Source organism: Bradyrhizobium sp. WSM1743 (assembly GCF_000473065.1).
GTDB lineage: Bacteria > Pseudomonadota > Alphaproteobacteria > Rhizobiales > Xanthobacteraceae > Bradyrhizobium.
The window spans coordinates 51,955-69,168 of the sequence record NZ_AXAZ01000031.1 but is presented as its reverse complement, the minus strand read 5'-3'; the positions used below and the strand labels follow the sequence as shown (position 1 = coordinate 69,168).

At 64.6% G+C, this 17,214-nt stretch carries 16 protein-coding genes and 1 pseudogene; 6 read left to right on the top strand and 11 right to left on the bottom strand.

Annotation, left to right across the window (positions count from 1 at the left end; translation table 11 throughout):
- Window positions 1–79: 79 nt before the first annotated feature.
- The 6 genes from YU9_RS0119360 to coxB form a co-directional block, all read right to left on the bottom strand.
- Window positions 80–976: a cytochrome c oxidase subunit 3 gene (locus tag YU9_RS0119360; protein WP_027574311.1), complete on the bottom strand. Its 897-nt coding sequence runs from the start codon at window positions 974–976 to the stop codon at window positions 80–82.
- Between the two features lie 78 nt (window positions 977–1,054).
- Complete coding sequence (locus tag YU9_RS0119355) at window positions 1,055–1,729, bottom strand: cytochrome c oxidase assembly protein (protein WP_027574310.1); 675 nt, start codon at window positions 1,727–1,729, stop codon at window positions 1,055–1,057.
- A gap of 5 nt (window positions 1,730–1,734) precedes the next feature.
- A complete protein-coding gene (locus tag YU9_RS0119350) occupies window positions 1,735–1,899 on the bottom strand; it encodes a hypothetical protein (protein WP_027574309.1) in 165 nt (54 codons plus the stop codon).
- Window positions 1,900–1,906: 7 nt separating this feature from the next.
- Window positions 1,907–2,851, bottom strand: coding sequence for a heme o synthase (locus YU9_RS0119345; protein WP_027574308.1), 945 nt, complete (start codon window positions 2,849–2,851; stop codon window positions 1,907–1,909).
- A gap of 61 nt (window positions 2,852–2,912) precedes the next feature.
- Complete coding sequence (gene ctaD / locus YU9_RS0119340; protein WP_027574307.1) at window positions 2,913–4,538, bottom strand: cytochrome c oxidase subunit I; 1,626 nt, start codon at window positions 4,536–4,538, stop codon at window positions 2,913–2,915.
- A gap of 85 nt (window positions 4,539–4,623) precedes the next feature.
- Window positions 4,624–5,478, bottom strand: a complete 855-nt coding sequence (gene coxB, locus YU9_RS0119335; protein WP_027574306.1) for a cytochrome c oxidase subunit II — start codon at window positions 5,476–5,478, stop codon at window positions 4,624–4,626.
- Window positions 5,479–5,925: 447 nt separating this feature from the next.
- Here coxB and YU9_RS0119330 point away from each other — a divergent pair, with 447 nt between their 5' ends.
- The 4 genes from YU9_RS0119330 (at window position 5,926) to YU9_RS0119315 (ending at window position 9,531) form a co-directional block, all read left to right on the top strand.
- The gene (locus YU9_RS0119330; RefSeq protein WP_027574305.1) at window positions 5,926–6,459 is read left to right on the top strand and encodes an invasion associated locus B family protein; all 534 of its coding nucleotides are present in this window, start codon (window positions 5,926–5,928) and stop codon (window positions 6,457–6,459) included.
- Between the two features lie 293 nt (window positions 6,460–6,752).
- Window positions 6,753–8,180, top strand: a complete 1,428-nt coding sequence (tldD, locus tag YU9_RS0119325) for a metalloprotease TldD (protein WP_027574304.1) — start codon at window positions 6,753–6,755, stop codon at window positions 8,178–8,180.
- A complete protein-coding gene (gene lepB / locus YU9_RS0119320; RefSeq protein ID WP_027574303.1) occupies window positions 8,177–8,953 on the top strand; it encodes a signal peptidase I in 777 nt (258 codons plus the stop codon). Before tldD ends, lepB begins: the two co-directional genes overlap by 4 nt.
- Before the next feature lie 11 nt (window positions 8,954–8,964).
- Window positions 8,965–9,531, top strand: coding sequence for a nucleotidyltransferase family protein (locus tag YU9_RS0119315; RefSeq protein ID WP_027574302.1), 567 nt, complete (start codon window positions 8,965–8,967; stop codon window positions 9,529–9,531).
- A 134-nt stretch (window positions 9,532–9,665) separates the two neighbouring features.
- Here the strand turns inward: YU9_RS0119315 and YU9_RS0119310 are convergent, their stop codons facing one another.
- From YU9_RS0119310 to YU9_RS0119300, 3 genes are all read right to left on the bottom strand, one after another.
- Window positions 9,666–10,232: a PAN domain-containing protein gene (locus YU9_RS0119310; RefSeq protein ID WP_027574301.1), complete on the bottom strand. Its 567-nt coding sequence runs from the start codon at window positions 10,230–10,232 to the stop codon at window positions 9,666–9,668.
- A 111-nt stretch (window positions 10,233–10,343) separates the two neighbouring features.
- Window positions 10,344–11,714, bottom strand: a complete 1,371-nt coding sequence (locus tag YU9_RS0119305) for a glutamate--cysteine ligase (RefSeq protein WP_027574300.1) — start codon at window positions 11,712–11,714, stop codon at window positions 10,344–10,346.
- Between the two features lie 100 nt (window positions 11,715–11,814).
- A complete protein-coding gene (locus YU9_RS0119300) occupies window positions 11,815–12,309 on the bottom strand; it encodes a MarR family winged helix-turn-helix transcriptional regulator (protein WP_027574299.1) in 495 nt (164 codons plus the stop codon).
- A 137-nt stretch (window positions 12,310–12,446) separates the two neighbouring features.
- On the opposite strand from YU9_RS0119300, the pseudogene YU9_RS50000 reads away from it, so the two are divergent.
- Window positions 12,447–12,766, top strand: a pseudogene (locus YU9_RS50000) (glutathione transferase GstA); the annotation flags it as partial.
- A 233-nt stretch (window positions 12,767–12,999) separates the two neighbouring features.
- The gene (locus YU9_RS0119290) at window positions 13,000–13,308 is read left to right on the top strand and encodes a hypothetical protein (protein WP_245266440.1); all 309 of its coding nucleotides are present in this window, start codon (window positions 13,000–13,002) and stop codon (window positions 13,306–13,308) included.
- Window positions 13,309–13,744: 436 nt separating this feature from the next.
- Here the strand turns inward: YU9_RS0119290 and YU9_RS0119285 are convergent, their stop codons facing one another.
- Together YU9_RS0119285 and YU9_RS0119280 are read right to left on the bottom strand one after the other, a co-directional pair.
- Window positions 13,745–15,958 (bottom strand): FAD-dependent oxidoreductase, encoded by a 2,214-nt coding sequence (locus tag YU9_RS0119285; RefSeq protein WP_027574296.1) that lies wholly within the window; start codon window positions 15,956–15,958, stop codon window positions 13,745–13,747.
- 18 nt (window positions 15,959–15,976) lie between these two features.
- Window positions 15,977–17,185 (bottom strand): acetyl-CoA C-acetyltransferase, encoded by a 1,209-nt coding sequence (locus YU9_RS0119280; RefSeq protein WP_027574295.1) that lies wholly within the window; start codon window positions 17,183–17,185, stop codon window positions 15,977–15,979.
- Window positions 17,186–17,214: the final 29 nt, after the last annotated feature.

Here is a 17,214-nt window from a genome sequence, read left to right as displayed (position 1 = left end):
AGTTTCCGCCGAAACTTCCGGCGGCCGGAACGCGAAAGGGCGGCCCTCCGGCCGCCCTTTCTGATCGGTTCGATACGGCTCAGTGCGCAGCGTGGGCCATGGTCTCGGCGCCGCGTCCCCAGACGTAGATGCAGAGGAACAGGAACAGCCAGACCACGTCGACGAAGTGCCAGTACCAGGCGGCGAATTCGAAGCCGAGATGCTGCTTCGGCGTGAAGTGGCCGGCATAGGCGCGGAACAGGCAGACCAGCAGGAAGATGGTGCCGACCAGCACGTGGAAGCCGTGGAAGCCGGTCGCCATGAAGAAGGTCGCGCCATAGACGTTGCCGGCGAAGGAGAACGCAGCGTGGCTGTACTCGTAGGCCTGCACGCAGGTGAAGAGCGCACCCAAGAGAACGGTGAGGATCAGGCCGTATTTCAGGCCCTGGCGGTCGTTCTCGAGCAGCGCATGGTGCGCCCAGGTCACGGTGGTGCCTGACGTCAGCAGGATCAGCGTGTTCAGCAGCGGCAGATGCCAGGGATCGAACGTCTCGATGCCCTTCGGCGGCCAGGTGCCGGGGACCGAGCAGGCACCGGGCTGGGTGCCGAGGCCGCAGCCGAACACCGCATCGCGGGTGGCGTGGACGGCATCGGCCGGAAACAGCGCCGCGTTGAAATAAGCCCAGAACCAGGCGACGAAGAACATCACCTCGGAGGCGATGAACAGGATCATGCCGTAGCGGTGATGCAGCTGCACGACGCGGGTATGGTCGCCCTTGTACTGGGCTTCCTTGATCACGTCGGCCCACCAGCTCGCCATGGTGTAGAGCACGCCCACGGTGCCGACGCCGAACACGATCGGTGCCGCGGAGAACATGTGGTGCATCCAGGCGATGGCGCCGACCGCCATGATGAAAGCCGAAAGCGAGCCGACGGCCGGCCAGGGAGAGGGATCGACCAGGTGATAGTCGTGATGCTTGGTGTGCGCCGTGGCCATTTCCGTCTCTCTCCTCAATCCCGTGCCTATCAGGCACTTATCCCCTTGTTTCCAACCGCCTGAGCGTCAGCCCCGCGGTCAAAGATTTCCCTTGCGTTTGTCGTCCTCGCTGGCGGCGAGCGGCTTCACCACCGGATCCTTCACCGGATAGAACGTGTAGGACAGCGTGATCGTGTTCAGCCCGTCGTTCTCGCGATCGTCGGCGACCGAGGGATCGACGTAGAACACGACCGGCATCTCGCGCCTCTCGCCGGGCGCCATGGTCTGCTCGGTGAAGCAGAAGCAGTTGATCTTCTGGAAGTAGGAGCCGACCGTCAGCGGCGCGACGTTGTAGGCGGCCTGGCCCGCAGTGGTGCGCGCGGCCTGATTGGTCACCGTGTAGAAGACAGTCACGACCTGGCCGATATTGACCTCGATCTCGCTCTGCTCCGGCTCGAACTTCCAGGGCAGGCCGGGCGCGACGTTGGAGTCGAAACGCACCGAGATCTTCCGCGCGATCGGGCCATTGGCCGGCGCCGAGGTCGCAACCTGCGTCGTGCCGTTGAAGCCGGTGGCGCGGCAGAACCAGTTGTAGAACGGCACCGCCGCATAGGAGGCGCCGACCATGAGTGCGACCACGCCGCCGCAGATCGAGGCGACCAGCGCGTCGCGGCCAAGACCGCTGAAACCAAGACCGCTGAAACCAAGGCCACCGAGACGGCCCTTGGCGGCCGTCCGGCTCTGCTCCCGCGATATGGTCGGCTCGTGATCCATGTTTTCTACATCGGCCGCACTAGAACTGCCGGCCCCTTGACCATGGTGACGGCGAAGAACAGCACCACGAGCACGCCGAGCGCGAGCGCGATTGCGATCGAACGATGACGACGGCTCTTCTGCTGCGCCTCGGTGAGGACGATTCCATCTGGCTCGGGTTTGTCAGCCATTCCTGCCTCATGCGCCCCCAACCATCGGAGCAAGCGCCCGATACACGACCTCGGCCAGCAGGGTCGCGAACAGCGCGAACAGATACAGGATCGAGAAGGCAAACAGCTTGCGGGTCGCGCGCAGCGACTGGCTGCGTTCGCGGCGCATATAGACGTTGATCGCGAGCACCAACATGCCGGCGCCGAGGATCAGCGAGACGATGCCGTAGACCGCATCGAAATAGCCGAGCGCCCAGGGCGCAGCGGCGACCGCGATCAGCACGATGGTGTAGAGCAGGATCTGCAGCCGCGTGGCGTCGGGACCGGCGACGTTCGGCAGCATCGGAATGCCGGCGCGCGCGTAGTCGTCGGAGCGGAACAGCGCCAGCGCCCAGAAATGCGGCGGCGTCCAGAAGAAGATGATGGCGAACAGCAGCAGCGGCTCGACATCGACCGTGCCCGTCACCGCGGCCCAGGCCACCACCGGCGGCAGCGCGCCGGCCGCACCGCCGATCACGATGTTCTGCGCGGTCCAGCGCTTCAGCCACATCGTGTAGATCACGACGTAGAAGAAGATGGTGAAGGCGAGCAGCGCGCCCGCGATCCAGTTGACGAGGATGCCGAGCGTCATCACCGAGAAGAAGGCGAGCGTCATGCCGAACGCCATGGCTTCAGGGCGGGTGATGCGGCCGCGCGGGATCGGCCGGTTCGCCGTGCGCGACATCTTGGCGTCGATGTCGCCTTCGAGCGCCATGTTGAGTGCCCCGGAGGCGCCGGCACCGACCGCGATGCAGAGCAGCGAGGTGACGGCCAGCACGGGGTGGAAATGCCCGGGCGCCATCGCCATCCCGACCAGCGCGGTGAAGATCACCAGCGACATCACCCGCGGCTTGAGCAGCGCGATGTAGTCGCCGACCTCCGCCTCGGAGATGCGTGGATTGGCGTCGATGGCGTTATGGTCGAGGACGGACACTTAGATCTACTCGCTTCGTTATAGCGCCGCGGCGCCCGTCACGGGCGCCGCGGCGGATTGCTTACTGCACGCGGGGCAGCACTTCGAACTGGTGGAAGGGCGGCGGCGAGGACAGCGTCCACTCCAGCGTGGTCGCGCCGGCGCCCCAGGGGTTGTCGCCCGCCGGCACCTTGCGGGCGAAGGCGTCGATCACGCAGTAGAGGAAGATCAGCACGCCGAAGCCGGAGATGTAGGAGCCGAGCGACGAGACCAGATTCCAGCCCGCGAAGGCATCGGGATAGTCGACGTAGCGGCGCGGCATGCCGGACAGGCCGAGGAAGTGCTGCGGAAAGAACACCAGGTTGACACCGATGAAGGTGACCCAGAAGTGCAGCTTGGCGAGCCACTCATTGTACATGTAGCCCGACATCTTCGGGAACCAGTAGTACCAGCCGGCGAAGATCGCGAACACCGCACCGAGCGACAGCACGTAGTGGAAGTGCGCGACGACGTAGTAGGTTTCCTGGAGCACGCGATCGACACCCGCGTTCGCCAGCACGACGCCGGTGACGCCGCCGACCGTGAACAGGAAGATGAAGCCCACCGCCCAGATCATCGGGGCGCGGAATTCGATCGAGCCGCCCCACATGGTGGCGATCCACGAGAAGATCTTCACGCCGGTCGGGACGGCGATGACCATCGTGGCGGCGACGAAGTAGGCCTGCGTCGCCGATGACATGCCGACCGTGTACATGTGGTGGGCCCACACCACGAAGCCGATGCCGCCGATCGCGACCATGGCGTAGGCCATGCCGAGATAGCCGAACACGGGCTTGCGCGAGAAGGTCGAGACGATCTGGCTGATCATGCCGAAGCCGGGCAGGATCAGGATGTACACCTCGGGGTGCCCGAAGAACCAGAACAGATGCTGGAACAGCACGGGGTCGCCGCCGCCGTCGGGCGCGAAGAACGTCGTGCCGAAATTGCGGTCGGTAAGCAGCATGGTGATCGCACCGGCGAGCACCGGCAGCGACAGCAGCAGCAGGAACACCGTCACCAGGATCGACCACACGAACAGCGGCATCTTGTGCAGGGTCATGCCCGGCGCGCGCATGTTGAAGATGGTGGTGATGAAGTTGATGGCGCCGAGGATCGACGAGGCGCCCGCCAGATGCAGCGACAGGATCGCGAAGTCGACGGCCGGGCCCGGATGGCCGGAGCTCGACAGCGGCACATACATGGTCCAGCCGGCACCGACGCCGTTGGCGCCCGGCTCGCCCTCGACGAAGGTCGACATCAAGAGCAGCGCGAAGGACGCCGGCAGCAGCCAGAACGAGATGTTGTTCATGCGCGGGAACGCCATGTCCGGCGCACCGATCATCAACGGCACGAACCAGTTGCCGAAGCCGCCGATCATCGCGGGCATGACCATGAAGAAGATCATGATCAGGCCGTGCGAGGTCACGAACACATTGTAGGTGTGCGTCTCGTGGAAGACCTGCACGCCCGGATACATCAGCTCGGCCCGGATCGCGATTGACATCGCGGCACCGATGATGCCGGCGATGACCGCGAAGATCAGGTACATCGTGCCGATGTCCTTGTGGTTGGTCGAGTAGACGTAGCGCCGCCATCCGGTCGGATGGGCGTGCTCGTCATGTCCGTGGGCTTGCGCGTGATCGCCGTGTGCCGCTGCGCTCGTTGCCATTTTCAAATCCTGCCTTGCGTCCCATTCGGACCTTTGGAGGTCCCGCCCTTTATCGCTTTCAGTCCCTCAAGCCGTCACCCGACGCCTATTGCGTCGGGCCGGCCGCGGAGGCGTAGGTGCTGGTGCCGCCGCTCGCATATTTCTTCTTCGCCGTCTCGACCCAGGAGGCGAACTCCTGGTCGCTCACGACACGCACGGCGATCGGCATGAAAGCGTGATCCTTGCCGCACAGCTCCGAGCACTGACCGTAGTACATGCCGGTCTTGGTGGCCTTGAACCAGGTCTCGTTCAGGCGGCCCGGAATGGCATCGATCTTGATGCCGAAAGCCGGCACCGCGAAGGCATGGATGACGTCGGCGCCGGTGGTCTGGACGCGAATCACCTTGTTGACCGGCACCACCATCTCGTTGTCGACGCCGAGCAGGCGGGGCTGCTTGTCCTGCGCCATCAGCGAGTCGAACTCGAACTTGCCGTTATCGGGATAGGCATAGGACCAGTACCACTGCTTACCGGTCGCCTTGATGGTCAGATCCGCCTTCGGCACGTCGAGCTCCAGGAACAGAAGCCGGAACGAGGGCACCGAGATGCCGACCAGGATCAGCACCGGAACGAGCGTCCAGGCCACCTCGATCAGCGTGTTGTGGGTGGTCCGCGACGGCACCGGATTAGCCTTCGCGTTGAACTTGACGACCACGATCACGAGCAGCGCCAGGACGAACAGCGTGATCAGGGTGATCAGCACGAACAGGAAATTGTGGAACCAGACGATGTTGTCCATCACCGGGGAACCGGACTGCTGGAGCGTCCACTCCCACGGCGCCGGCTGCCCGAGCTCGGCGAATGCCGCACCGCCCGTCGCCAGCGTGACGCCAGCCGCCACCAAGGCGATGGTGGCCAATCCCAGCAATTGCCGGCCCACCCGACCCATCGACATCCTCATGCCGTTCGCGCTCCCCTTACGAAATCACCCCAAGTGCGTTCCCCTGCTTCCGGGAAACGCTTATTCGATCCGCCAGTCCGACAAACCGCCACGCAAGAATACCTCTAAGAGGAATTGGGGCCAGATCGCTAGAACGCGAAATCAAGCCTCTCAAACCATAATTCTTGATCTATCGCAATGCAGTCTTGAGCCTGGTCTGCCAGCCATCGCCGGCAAGATATTTCCCAGTAACATCAGACAAAAATACCGCTTCCCGGGATGCGGCGGCTTGACAGCGGAATTGCCCGCGTTAGGCACTGACAGGCAGCCGCGCAGGGGCCTGATTCGAGCGGGCGATGGCGGCGTGGGCGGCGTGGAATTTGCTTGGGAATCGCCTTCAAGACGCCGTCATTCCCGTATCAGTCCGCCAGGGTGCGAGTGACCCAGGCGAGCAGAGGGACCGACCCGATGGGGCTTTCGAGATCGATGGCAAGGCCGGCGAACGGCCTCCCGGCGCTGGCCGCCCTCGTGGCTGCGATCGTCCTCCTGGCGCTTCCGGGTCTTGCTCATGCGCAGGGCGCGGTACGCTCCGTCCATGGCGACTGGCAGATCCGCTGCGACACCCCGCCGGGCGCCCAGACCGAGCAATGCGCCCTGATCCAGAGCGTGGTGGCGGAAGACCGCTCCAATGCCGGCCTGACCGTGATCGTGCTCAAGACCGCCGACCAGAAGAGCCGCCTGATGCGCGTGGTTGCCCCGCTCGGGGTGCTGTTGCCCTCCGGCCTCGGGCTCAAGCTCGACAACCAGGACGTCGGCCGCGCCGGCTTCGTCCGCTGCCTGCCCAACGGCTGCGTCGCCGAGGTCGTCCTGGAAGACAAGCTGCTCGGCCAGCTCCGCAGCGCCAAGACCGCGACCTTCATCATCTTCGAGACGCCGGAGGAAGGCATCGGCTTCCCGCTCAGCCTGAACGGGCTGGGTGAGGGATATGACAAGCTGCCGTAGGCAATACCCGGTCGCACGTTCTCAATCCCGTCATCCTGGAGTTCGGCAGCGCGATCGCGCTGCCGTGCGATCCTCGAAGGATGAACGGCCGAGGTGCAGCCGGGCCGTCGCCCTTCGAGCGCCGCTGAAGAAGCGGCCGCCTCAGGGTGACGGTGATGGATTGATCCTTGCGACTGCGTTTCAACGAAATGTCCCTGCCGCACCTATCGTTTCCGTAATGTGACGCTCCAGCCCTCGCGGAACCGGTCCGAAACCATTATCTTGCCCCACATCTTCCGATAATGGACGGACGCATGACCAACCCTGCTGCAACCTCCCTGCTCGACCGTGCCAATCTCGACCGCGACCAGGTTCGCCATGAGATCGCGCGCGGGCTTTCGGGCGCTGACGACGGCGAACTGTTCCTGGAATACAGCCAGACCGAAGCGCTGATGTTCGACAATGGGCGGCTGAAGCAGGCGACCTACGACACCTCGCAGGGTTTTGGCCTACGCGCCGTCAAGGACGACGCGGTCGGCTATGCGCATTCCTCCGACGTGTCGCTGCCGGCGCTGATTCGCGCCGCCGACGCAGTCGCCGCCGTGCGCGGCGGCTACTCCGGCAGCTTCTCGGCGCCGCCCCCGCATACCAATGTCCGCCTCTATGGCGACGACAATCCGCTCGATGCGCCGGGCTTCGAGACCAAAGTAAAACTGCTCGCCGAGATCGACGCTTACCTGCGCGACAAGGATCCGCGGGTGCGGCAGGTCAGCGTCAGCCTGGGTGCGACCTGGCAGGTCGTCGAAATCCTGCGGCCCGACGGCGAGAGCTATCGCGACATCCGTCCGCTGGTGCGCGTCAACATTTCGGTCGTCGCCGGCCAGGGCGACCGCCAGGAGAGCGGCAGCAAGGGCTATGGCGGCCGCGCCGGTTATGCCGAGTTCATCGAGACCAGGTCCTGGCGCGAGGCCGCCGACGGCGCGCTGCGCGAGGCGCTGGTCAATCTGGAATCGATTCCGGCGCCGGCCGGCGAGATGGACGTCGTGCTGGGCGCCGGCTGGCCCGGCGTGATGCTGCATGAAGCAGTCGGCCATGGTCTCGAAGGCGATTTCAACCGCAAGAAGACGTCGGCGTTTGCCGGCCTGATGGGCCAGCAGGTCGCGGCTAAGGGCGTCACCGTGGTCGACGACGGCACCATTGCCTCGCGCCGCGGCTCGCTGTCGATCGACGACGAGGGCACGCCGACCAATCGCACCGTGCTGATCGAGGACGGCATCCTCGTCGGCTACATGCAGGATCGTCAGAACGCGCGGCTGATGAACATGAAGCCGACCGGCAACGGCCGTCGCCAGGGTTATGCCCATGTGCCGATGCCGCGCATGACCAACACCTACATGCTCGCGGGCGACCGCGATCCGGCGGAGATCCTCGCCTCGGTGAAGAACGGCGTCTTCGCCGCGAATTTCGGCGGCGGCCAGGTCGACATCACCTCGGGCAAATACGTGTTCCAGTGCACCGAGGCCTACAAGATCGAGAACGGCAAGATTGGGGCGCCGCTCAAGGGCGCCATGCTGATCGGCAACGGGCCGACCGACCTGCATCGCATCCGCATGGTCGGCAACGATCTTGCGCTCGACACCGGCATCGGCACCTGCGGCAAGAACGGTCAGGGCGTGCCTGTCGGCGTCGGCCAGCCATCGCTGCTGATGGAGCGTATCACGGTGGGTGGAACGGGCGCATGAGCGTTGAGAAAGCAACTGTCACCCCGAAGCGCAAAAGCAGCGGCTGGGGTGGGCAACTCGTGCAGCTCGCCGGCATCGTCGCCGCGGTCTTCATTGCCAAGGGCGCGCTCGCCGAGCCGTTCTACGTGCCGTCGGGCTCGATGGAGCCGACGCTGTTGATCGGCGATGCGCTGCTCGCCTCGAAATTCCCCTATGGCTACGGCACCTCGTCGCTGCCGATCCAGATCAGCCTGCCCGAGAGCGGCCGCGTCTTCGCGGAGACGCCGAAGCTCGGCGACGTCGTCGTGTTCCGCTGGCCCGGCGATCGCTCGCAGGCCTGGGTCAAGCGCGTCGTGGGCCTGCCCGGCGACCGCATCCAGATGCGCCAGGGCCAGCTCTTTATCAACGACCGCCCCGCCGAGCTGAAGCCCGATGGCGTCGGCGCTGCCGAGGACGACCACGGCGGCAGCGAGCCCGCTTATCGCTATGTCGAGACGCTGCCGAACGGCGTCTCGCATCTGATCTTCAAGATGCGCGACAGCGGTCCGCTCGACAACACGCCGGAAGTCACGGTGCCGGCCGGCCATCTCTTCGTGCTCGGCGACAACCGCGACAACTCCGCCGACAGCCGGGTGCCGCTGCGCTCCGGCGGCGTCGGCCTGTTGCCGATCGACAATCTGATCGGCCGTGCGGATGCGGTGCTCGGCTCCTGGGATCTCGGCATGCGCGGCCAGCCGGTATGGACCTGGCTGTCCGGGTTCAGGCTGGCGCGGTTCTTCACCGCCGTGCATTGACGGGCCGCAAGGTGAGCAAGGACGAATTCCTCGCGCTCGCCTTACGCAATCCGGTCAACGCCGCGATCCTCGACGAGCTGCACCGACTTGCGCTGCCGGATGCGTGGCTGGTCGCAGGTTGCCTGGTGCAGACGGTGTGGAACGTGCTCACCGGCCGCGCGGTCGATCACGGCATCGCCGACTATGACGTGTTCTATTTCGATCCCGATACCTCATGGGAGGCGGAGGACGGAGTGATCCGCAGGCTGCATGCGCGGCTCGCGCATCTCGGCGCCAAGGTCGAGATCCGCAACCAGGCGCGGGTACATCTGTGGTACCCCGACAAGCATGGCCTGCCCTATCCGCCGCTGACGCGCTCGACTGATGGTATCGACCGCTTCCTCACGGAGAACACGCAAATCGGAGTGAGACGCCCGAGCGAGGATTTCGACGTCTATGCGCCCCACGGCTTCGACGACGTCGCCAGGCTGGTCGTGCGGCCGAATCGAGCGCAGAATTTTTCCATCGCGAATTATGAGGCGAAGGCCGCGCGATGGAAGGCGCTGTGGCCGGAGCTCACCGTGATCGCGGCGGAGTGATGCTCTCGTGTCCCGAAGTCACATCGTGAAACGATGCGGCGCAGAGCCGGGACCCAGGTCGCAACGGATGCTGAGTGACATGGGCCCCGGCTCTGCAGCGCAGCGCTGAAGGAGCGCTGCCCACGAGACAACGATCACCGCACCACGCCCGACGTAAATCCCGCCTTCCTTCGCGGCGGCTTGATCTCCTTCTTCAGGAAACAGCGCGCCTCACGCCCGGTATAGCCGGGGCGGGCATAGGTGAAGGCGCGGCATTTGTTGTCGGCGGTGCAGGCGGCCTTGCAGGTCTCCTCGCCTTCGCCGACCTTGAGCTCGAAATTGCGCAAATCCCCGCCCGGACGGTCGATCGACGTCTCGACGCCCTCGACGCGCGGCTCGATCACGCCGGCACCACGGACCCCGGAGATACAGCAATTTCCCGGCACGCGCGCCGGCACGGTGTTCTTCAACCAGCATACCGCCGACCCGCCTTCGACGTCGGGATAGTTGAAACTCCAGGAACGGCAGCGGCGATCACGCTCGCACAGCAGCGCGCAATCCTCGGGATCGCCCGAGGTGACCGGCGTGCTGAAATAGTCGCCGCCGGGCCGATCGAATGCCGTCTGGGCACGCGCCGGTACGCTCGGAAATGCGAGCGAAAGCAGCGTGGCACATGCCACGACGCTGGCCGTGATGGCCCCGGACAGACGGCCCTTCCCCATCGGAACAGCTTTCGAGTTATTGACGACGCTCAGGTTTTTCGGCCGGTCATTTGATCGCCGCAAACCTGTATGGGCGATGAACGCTCAATTCCTGGTCGTTAGCCCATTGGTTTAGAACGCGTATTCCGCGTATGCCGGTTCCACCGAGCCTTTCCAGGGACCGTTGAACTTCTCCAGCATCTCCTCGGCCGGCGTCCGACCGGAATCGATGATGCGATCGAGTGGCTCGAGGTGCCGGGTCTCGTCGCGGCCAAGCTGGTCAATTCGGCCGCGCCGGCGCAGGCCGGCATGTGCGAGAACGAGGCACTCCTTGGCGATCTCGAACAGATAGCGGTCCTTGATCCGCGCCTTGAAGCCGAAGCGCGGCACGTCGTCGCGCAGAGCCTGACGCTCATGCGCGCTCCAGTGCTTCACCATGTCCCAGGCAGCATCGAGCGAAGCGTCGTCATAGAGCAGCCCGACCCAGAATGCCGGCAGCGCCGGCAGACGGCCCCACGGGCCGCCGTCGGAGCCGCGCATCTCGAGATAGCGCTTCAGCCGCACTTCCGGGAAGATCGTCGAGAGATGGTTGGCCCAGTCCGACAGCGTCGGACGCTCGCCGGGAAGGTTGTTGTTGCGGCCGTCAAAGAACGCGCGGAACGAGGAGCCCGACACGTCGACATACTCCTCGCCGCGCTTGACGAAATACATGGGCACGTCGAGCGCGTAATCGACATAGCGCTCGAACCCCATGCCGTCCTCGAACGCCCACGGCATCATGCCCGCGCGCGCGTTGTCGGTGTCGCGCCAGATCTCGGAGCGGAAGGAGAGGAAGCCATTCGGCTTGCCCTCGGTGAACGGCGAATTGGCGAACAAGGCAGTCGCGACCGGCTGGAGCGCGAGCGAGACGCGCAGCTTCTTGACCATATCGGCTTCGGAGGAGAAGTCGAGATTGGTCTGCACCGTGCAGGTCCGGTACATCATGTCGAGGCCGTATTGACCGACCTTCGGCATGTAACCGGTCATGATCTTGTAGCGGCCCTTGGGCATCACAGGGATATCGGCGCGCGACCAGGACGGCGTCATGCCGAGCCCGAGGAAGCCGATGCCGAGCGGCGTTGCGATCTCGCGCACCTGTGCAAGATGCGCCATCAACTCGCTCTGGGTCTGGTGCACGTTCTCGACCGGTGCGCCGGACAGCTCGAACTGTCCGCCGGGCTCGAGCGAGATCGCGCCGCCACCGGTGACATCGTAGAGGCCGATGATGTTGCCCTTCTCCATGATCGGCTCCCAGCCGAGCAGGAGCTTCATGCCTTCGAGCAGCGCGCCGATGCCGCGCGCCCCCTCGTAAGGCACCGGACGGTGGCCCTCGAGCGTGAACGGCGTCTTCTCGTGCTCGGTCCCCAGGCGGAATTCAGACGGGGCCTTGCAGCCGGCCTCGAACCACGCGACGAGCTCATCACGTGATTGCAGCGGCGTCATGTCGATCTGGTCTCGCGCCATATCAAACTCTAATCAAAAGGCGGTTCGACCGAACGCGCGCGGGTGACAGGGATGGTCCGCGAACCCACCGGTTGCGCGGACGAGCGGGTTTGCCGCGCGATCATCGCGACGGCATGCTTTCGTTGACGCCCGCGGGCGGCAGTTTCATCTCGCCGCACGAGCAGCCTAGGCGGTCGAGCAGACTGCTGAGCTTGACGGCGTCGGCATCCGACAGTTTCGAACCGACATATTTCTCGATCGCAGCCGAATAGGCGCCCCACATCCGCTTCTGCAGCTCGCGGCCGGCTTCCGTGATCTCGACGAACTGGCCGCGCTTGTCGATCTTGCATTCGCGCCGCGAGGCGAGGCCCTCGTCGACCAGGCGGTCGATCAGCCGCGAGGTGGAATATTGCGGGATCAGCATCTGCCGCTCGAGTTCGACCGGCCGCAGCTCGCCCGAGGGCGCGCGCGACAATTCGAGCAGCGCGTCATACCAGGCCAGCGGTGGGAAGCCGGCCTTCTTCAAGTCCTGCTCGACGCAATCGAGCACGCGGCTCTGCACCCGCATCAGGCGGATCCAGGCGGCTGTCGCCTCGGTCGATGGTTTGCGTTTCATGGTCCCGCTCAAGCTCGTCGCCCGTCTCTTACTCCATTCGATGCACCTGCATCAATCTTGACTATTTCAAGCAGGTGCATGTAGTCGTTCTTTCGGCCGAACCAAGCATCAGGGGGAGGAAATTCCAGGACCGTACGATTTCGCCCGGTGCCTGCCCGCTGCCCCACATCGCGCTCCTGGAAGCCGGCCTGCCTGATGAGCTGGTCGGTCGAGGTCGAATCGGCGCCAAGAGGCTCGAAAATGGTGAGGATTATCTGAAGCTGAACCCCTGGGGGCCAGGTCCCTGCGCTGGGCCTCGACAGCGATGAGATCGTGACCGAAGGCCCGGTGATTGTCCAGATGATCGCCGATCAGGCCTCAGCCGGGGCGCTAGTGCCGGCCCGCGACAGTTCCGAGCACCACAAGCTGAATTTCCTCACCTTAAGAGGCGCGCAAGAGCTTTGGTCCGCCGTTCGCGGGGCACGACAGGCGGGGCGACGAAGAGCCGGCCCGATGATCCCGCCCCTTGCTGCATAATTCGCAAAATCAGAAGATTCGAGACGCACTGACGTCAATTTTACGAGCATTGTCGGGGTTAACAATAACTCTGCGTTGTGCGCTCCGCGGACATCACCATCCTTGTGAGAGCAATCCACTTGGCTCAGCTTCAGCGCAGGACACGACGCAGACCGCCGGACCGGAAAGCCTATTGTGACGACTGTACTCCTCCTCCTGCTCGCGAGCGCAATCACTGGCTTGGCGACGGGGCTATTCTTCCGAGTCTGGACTCTGTTGCTGGTCTCGCCGGCGACCGCGATCCTTGCCGCAACGGTCCTTCAGACCTCAGGCTTTGGCTTTTGGACCGGCGTTCCAATCGTCGTCGGCTGCCTGATTGCCGGCCAGGTCGCCTATCTGGCGGCGACGTTCTACGTGCACAGAGGGGAGCTTTCAGTGCAGGACGAGATCGACGGCGATCCAGGCAAGCACGGCCAGCGCCATATCAAAGACGAGGACGAGTAGGGCCAGGCCGCCCCACGAAGGAATCTTTCTGCGCAGCCGGAGCAGCCTGCGGCGCGGCCACGGCCGACCCAGCAGCAACAAGGGCGCATATCTTAACGCAACGCCGGCTGCGCTGTCTTGAGACACCGTGGGGATCATTGCGGGACACCTTCAATGCCAATGGGCCATCCGGTGGATCATCAGCAAGAGCGGTGCCAGGGCGAAGCGAGCGTGGCTGGGGCGACGAAGACAGTTGGAAGGCCATCCCGCTGACGAGACAGTATCGGGCCGCGCATTCTCGCCGTTCTGGAGATTGAAAATAGAAAAAGACCGGATCAATGATCCGGCCTTTTGTTTCTGCGTAGCCCGGATGGAGCGAAGCGCAATCCGGGTGACTGCATCCGGGGATATGCTGTCCCGGATTTCGCTCTCGCTCCATCCGGGCTACAGCCCTCTCTCAGGCCGCCACCTTCTTCGGCGCGAAGCGTCCGTAGAAAGTCTCGCCCTTCGCTGCCATCTCTTCCAAGAGTTTCGGCGGCGTGAAGCGCGAGCCGTATTTCGCCTCCAGCCTGTGGCAGAGCTCGACGAACTTCTTCGTGCCCATGAAGTCGATATAGGACAGCGTGCCGCCGGTGAACGGCGCGAAGCCGAATCCGAGGATCGAGCCGACATCCGCTTCACGTGGATCGGTGATGACGTGGTCCTCCACCGTGCGCGCGGCTTCCACCGCCTGCACCACCAGGAAGCGCTGCTTCAGCTCCTCGATATCGAGCGTATCGGGGTCAAGCTGCTTCGGCTGCAGCGCGGAGAGGCCCGGCCACAGGCTCTTCTGGCCCTTGCCCTTCTCGGGGTAATCATAGAAGCCCTTGCTGTTCTTGCGGCCGAGACGGCCCTGCTTCTCGACCATCTCCACCATCAGCTTCTTCTGATCGGGATTGATGGCGTTGGGGCCGAGATCGGCTTCGGTCGCCTTCATGATCTTGAGGCCGAGATCGAGTGCGACTTCGTCCGACAGCGAGAGCGGACCGACCGGCATGCCGGCCATCTTGGCACAGTTCTCGATCATTGCCGGCGGCACGCCTTCCAGGAACATCTCGTTGCCTTCGGCGACGTAACGGCCGACGCAGCGATTGGCGAAGAAGCCGCGGCTGTCGTTCACGACGATCGGCGTCTTGCCGATCTGGCGGACATAGTCGAGCGCGGTCGCAAGCGCGACATCGCCGGTGTTCTTGCCGAGAATGATCTCGACCAGCATCATCTTCTCGACCGGCGAGAAGAAGTGGATGCCGATGAACTTGCCCTGATCCCTGAAGCTCTCGGCCAGCGATGTGATCGGCAGCGTCGAGGTGTTCGACGCGAAGATCACGTCCGGCTTCAGATATTGCTGCGCCTTGGCGAAGGTGTCCGCCTTGACCTTGCGGTCCTCGAACACGGCCTCGATGACGAGGTCGACATCCCTAAGCGCAGCGTAGTCGGCGGTCGGCGTGATGCGCGCGAGCAGCGCTTCGGCATCGGCGGGCTTGGCGCGGCCCTTCTTGATCTGGTCCTCGATCACCTTCTGCGCATGCGCCTTGCCCTTGTCGGCGCTCTCCTGGTCGCGGTCGATCAGGACGACGTCGAGGCCGGCGCGGGCCGAGACGTAGCCGACGCTGGCGCCCATGAAGCCGGCGCCGATCACGGCGATCTTCTTCACCTTGGTCGGCGGCACGTCCTTCGGACGGCGCGCGCCCTTGTTGAGCTCCTGCATCGACAGGAACAGGCTGCGGATCATCGCGGCCGCTTCCTTCGAGCGCAGCACCGAGGTGAAGTAGCGCGACTCCACGCGTAGCGCAGCGTCGATCGGCAGCTGCAGGCCTTCATAGACGCAGCTCATGATGGCGCGCGCGGCCGGATAGTTGTCGTAGGTCTCGCGGCGATAGATGGCGTTGCCGGCCGGGAACATCATCATGCCGGCCTTGGAGAACACCGGGCCGCCTGGCAGCTTGAAGCCCTTTTCGTCCCAGGGCGCGACCGCCTTGCCGCCACCCTTGATCCAGTCCTTCGCGGCCTTGATGAGATCAGCGGCGGGAACGATGGCATGGATCAGGTTCAGCGCCTTGGCCTTCTCGACCGTGACAGGATCGCCCTTGAGCAGGATGGTCATCGCATCCTGCGGCGGCACCAAGCGCGGCACGCGCTGCGTGCCGCCGGCACCGGGGAACAGGCCGACCTTGACTTCAGGCAGGCCGAGGCGTGTCTTGGGGTTCTCCGCCGCCACGCGATAGTGGCAGCACAGCGTGATCTCGAAGCCGCCGCCGAGCGCGAGGCCGTTGATCGCGGCCGCCCACGGCTTGCCTGACGTTTCGATCGAGCGCAGCACCTGCGAGAAGCGCCGGCTCTGGTCGAACAGCATCTGGTTCGCCGCGGTCTCGCCCTGCTCCTTCAACACCCTGGCGTAGGCCTGGTTCATGCCCTCGAGCATGGACAGGTCGGCGCCGGCGCAGAACGCTTCCTTGGCCGAGGTGATGACGACGCCTTTCACTGCGGCGTCTGCCGTAGTCGCCTTGACGATCGCCTCAAGCTCGTTGGTCGAGGTCTCGTCGAGCACGTTCATCGAACGGCCCGGGATGTCCCAGGTGACGAGCGCGATACCGTCGGAATCGGTCTCAACCTTGAAATTCTTGTACGACATGTTGGTTGCTCCCTGCCCTTAGACGCGCTCGATGATGGTCGCGGTGCCCATGCCGCCGCCGATGCACAGCGTAACGAGGGCGGTGGACTTGTTGGTGCGCTCGAGCTCGTCGAGCACGGTGCCGAGGATCATTGCGCCGGTCGCCCCGAGCGGATGGCCGAGCGCGATCGCGCCGCCATTGACGTTGATCTTGGCATTATCGATGTCGAAGGCCTGGATGTAGCGCAGCACGACCGAAGCGAAGGCCTCGTTGAGCTCGAACAGGTCGATGTCCGATTTCTTCATGCCGGAACGCGCAAACAGCTTCTCGGTGACGTCGACCGGACCGGTCAGCATCATTGCCGGTTCAGAGCCGATGTTGGCGAACGCACGGATTTTTGCGCGCGGCTTCATGCCGTATTTCGCGCCCGCCTCCTTGCTGCCCAGCAGCACGGCGCCGGCGCCGTCGACGATGCCCGACGAGTTGCCGGCATGGTGCACGTAGTTGACGCGCTCGATCTCCGGGTGCGACTGGATCGCGACACCGTCGAAGCCACCCATCTGCGCCATCATCGTAAACGACGGCTGCAGTTGCGCCAGCGACTGCATCGTCGTCGAGGGACGCATATGCTCGTCCTTGGCGAGGATGGTGAGGCCGTTGATGTCCTTCACAGGCACCACCGACTTGTCGAAGCGCCCCTCGTCCCAGGCCTTGCCGGCGCGCTGCTGGCTCTGCACGGCGTAGGCATCGACGTCGTCACGCGAGAAGCCATACTTGGTCGCGATCAAATCGGCCGACACGCCCTGCGGCATGAAATAGGCCGGCACCGCCATCGAAGGATCCATCGGCCAAGCGCCGCCGGAGGCGCCGATGCCCACGCGGCTCATCGATTCGGCGCCGCCGCCGATCACCAGCTCATGCTGGCCGCTCATGATCTGCGCGGCGGCGAAGTTCACGGCATCGAGGCCGGAGGCGCAGAAGCGGCTGATCTGCACGCCGGGCACGGCTTCGCCGAGACCGGCCTTCAGCGCGGCGAAGCGCGCGATGTCGGAGCCGGCTTCGCCGACCGGATCGACGACGCCGAGCACGACGTCATCGACGGAGTCTTCGGGCAGGTTGTTGCGGTCCTTCAGCGCCTTCAGCGGCACGGTGGCGAGCGCAAGCGCGGTGACCTCGTGCAGCGCGCCGTCCGGCTTGCCGCGGCCGCGGGGGGTGCGGACGTGATCGTAGATAAATGCCTCAGGCATGACGCCCTCCTGATGTGATGTTTGAAAGT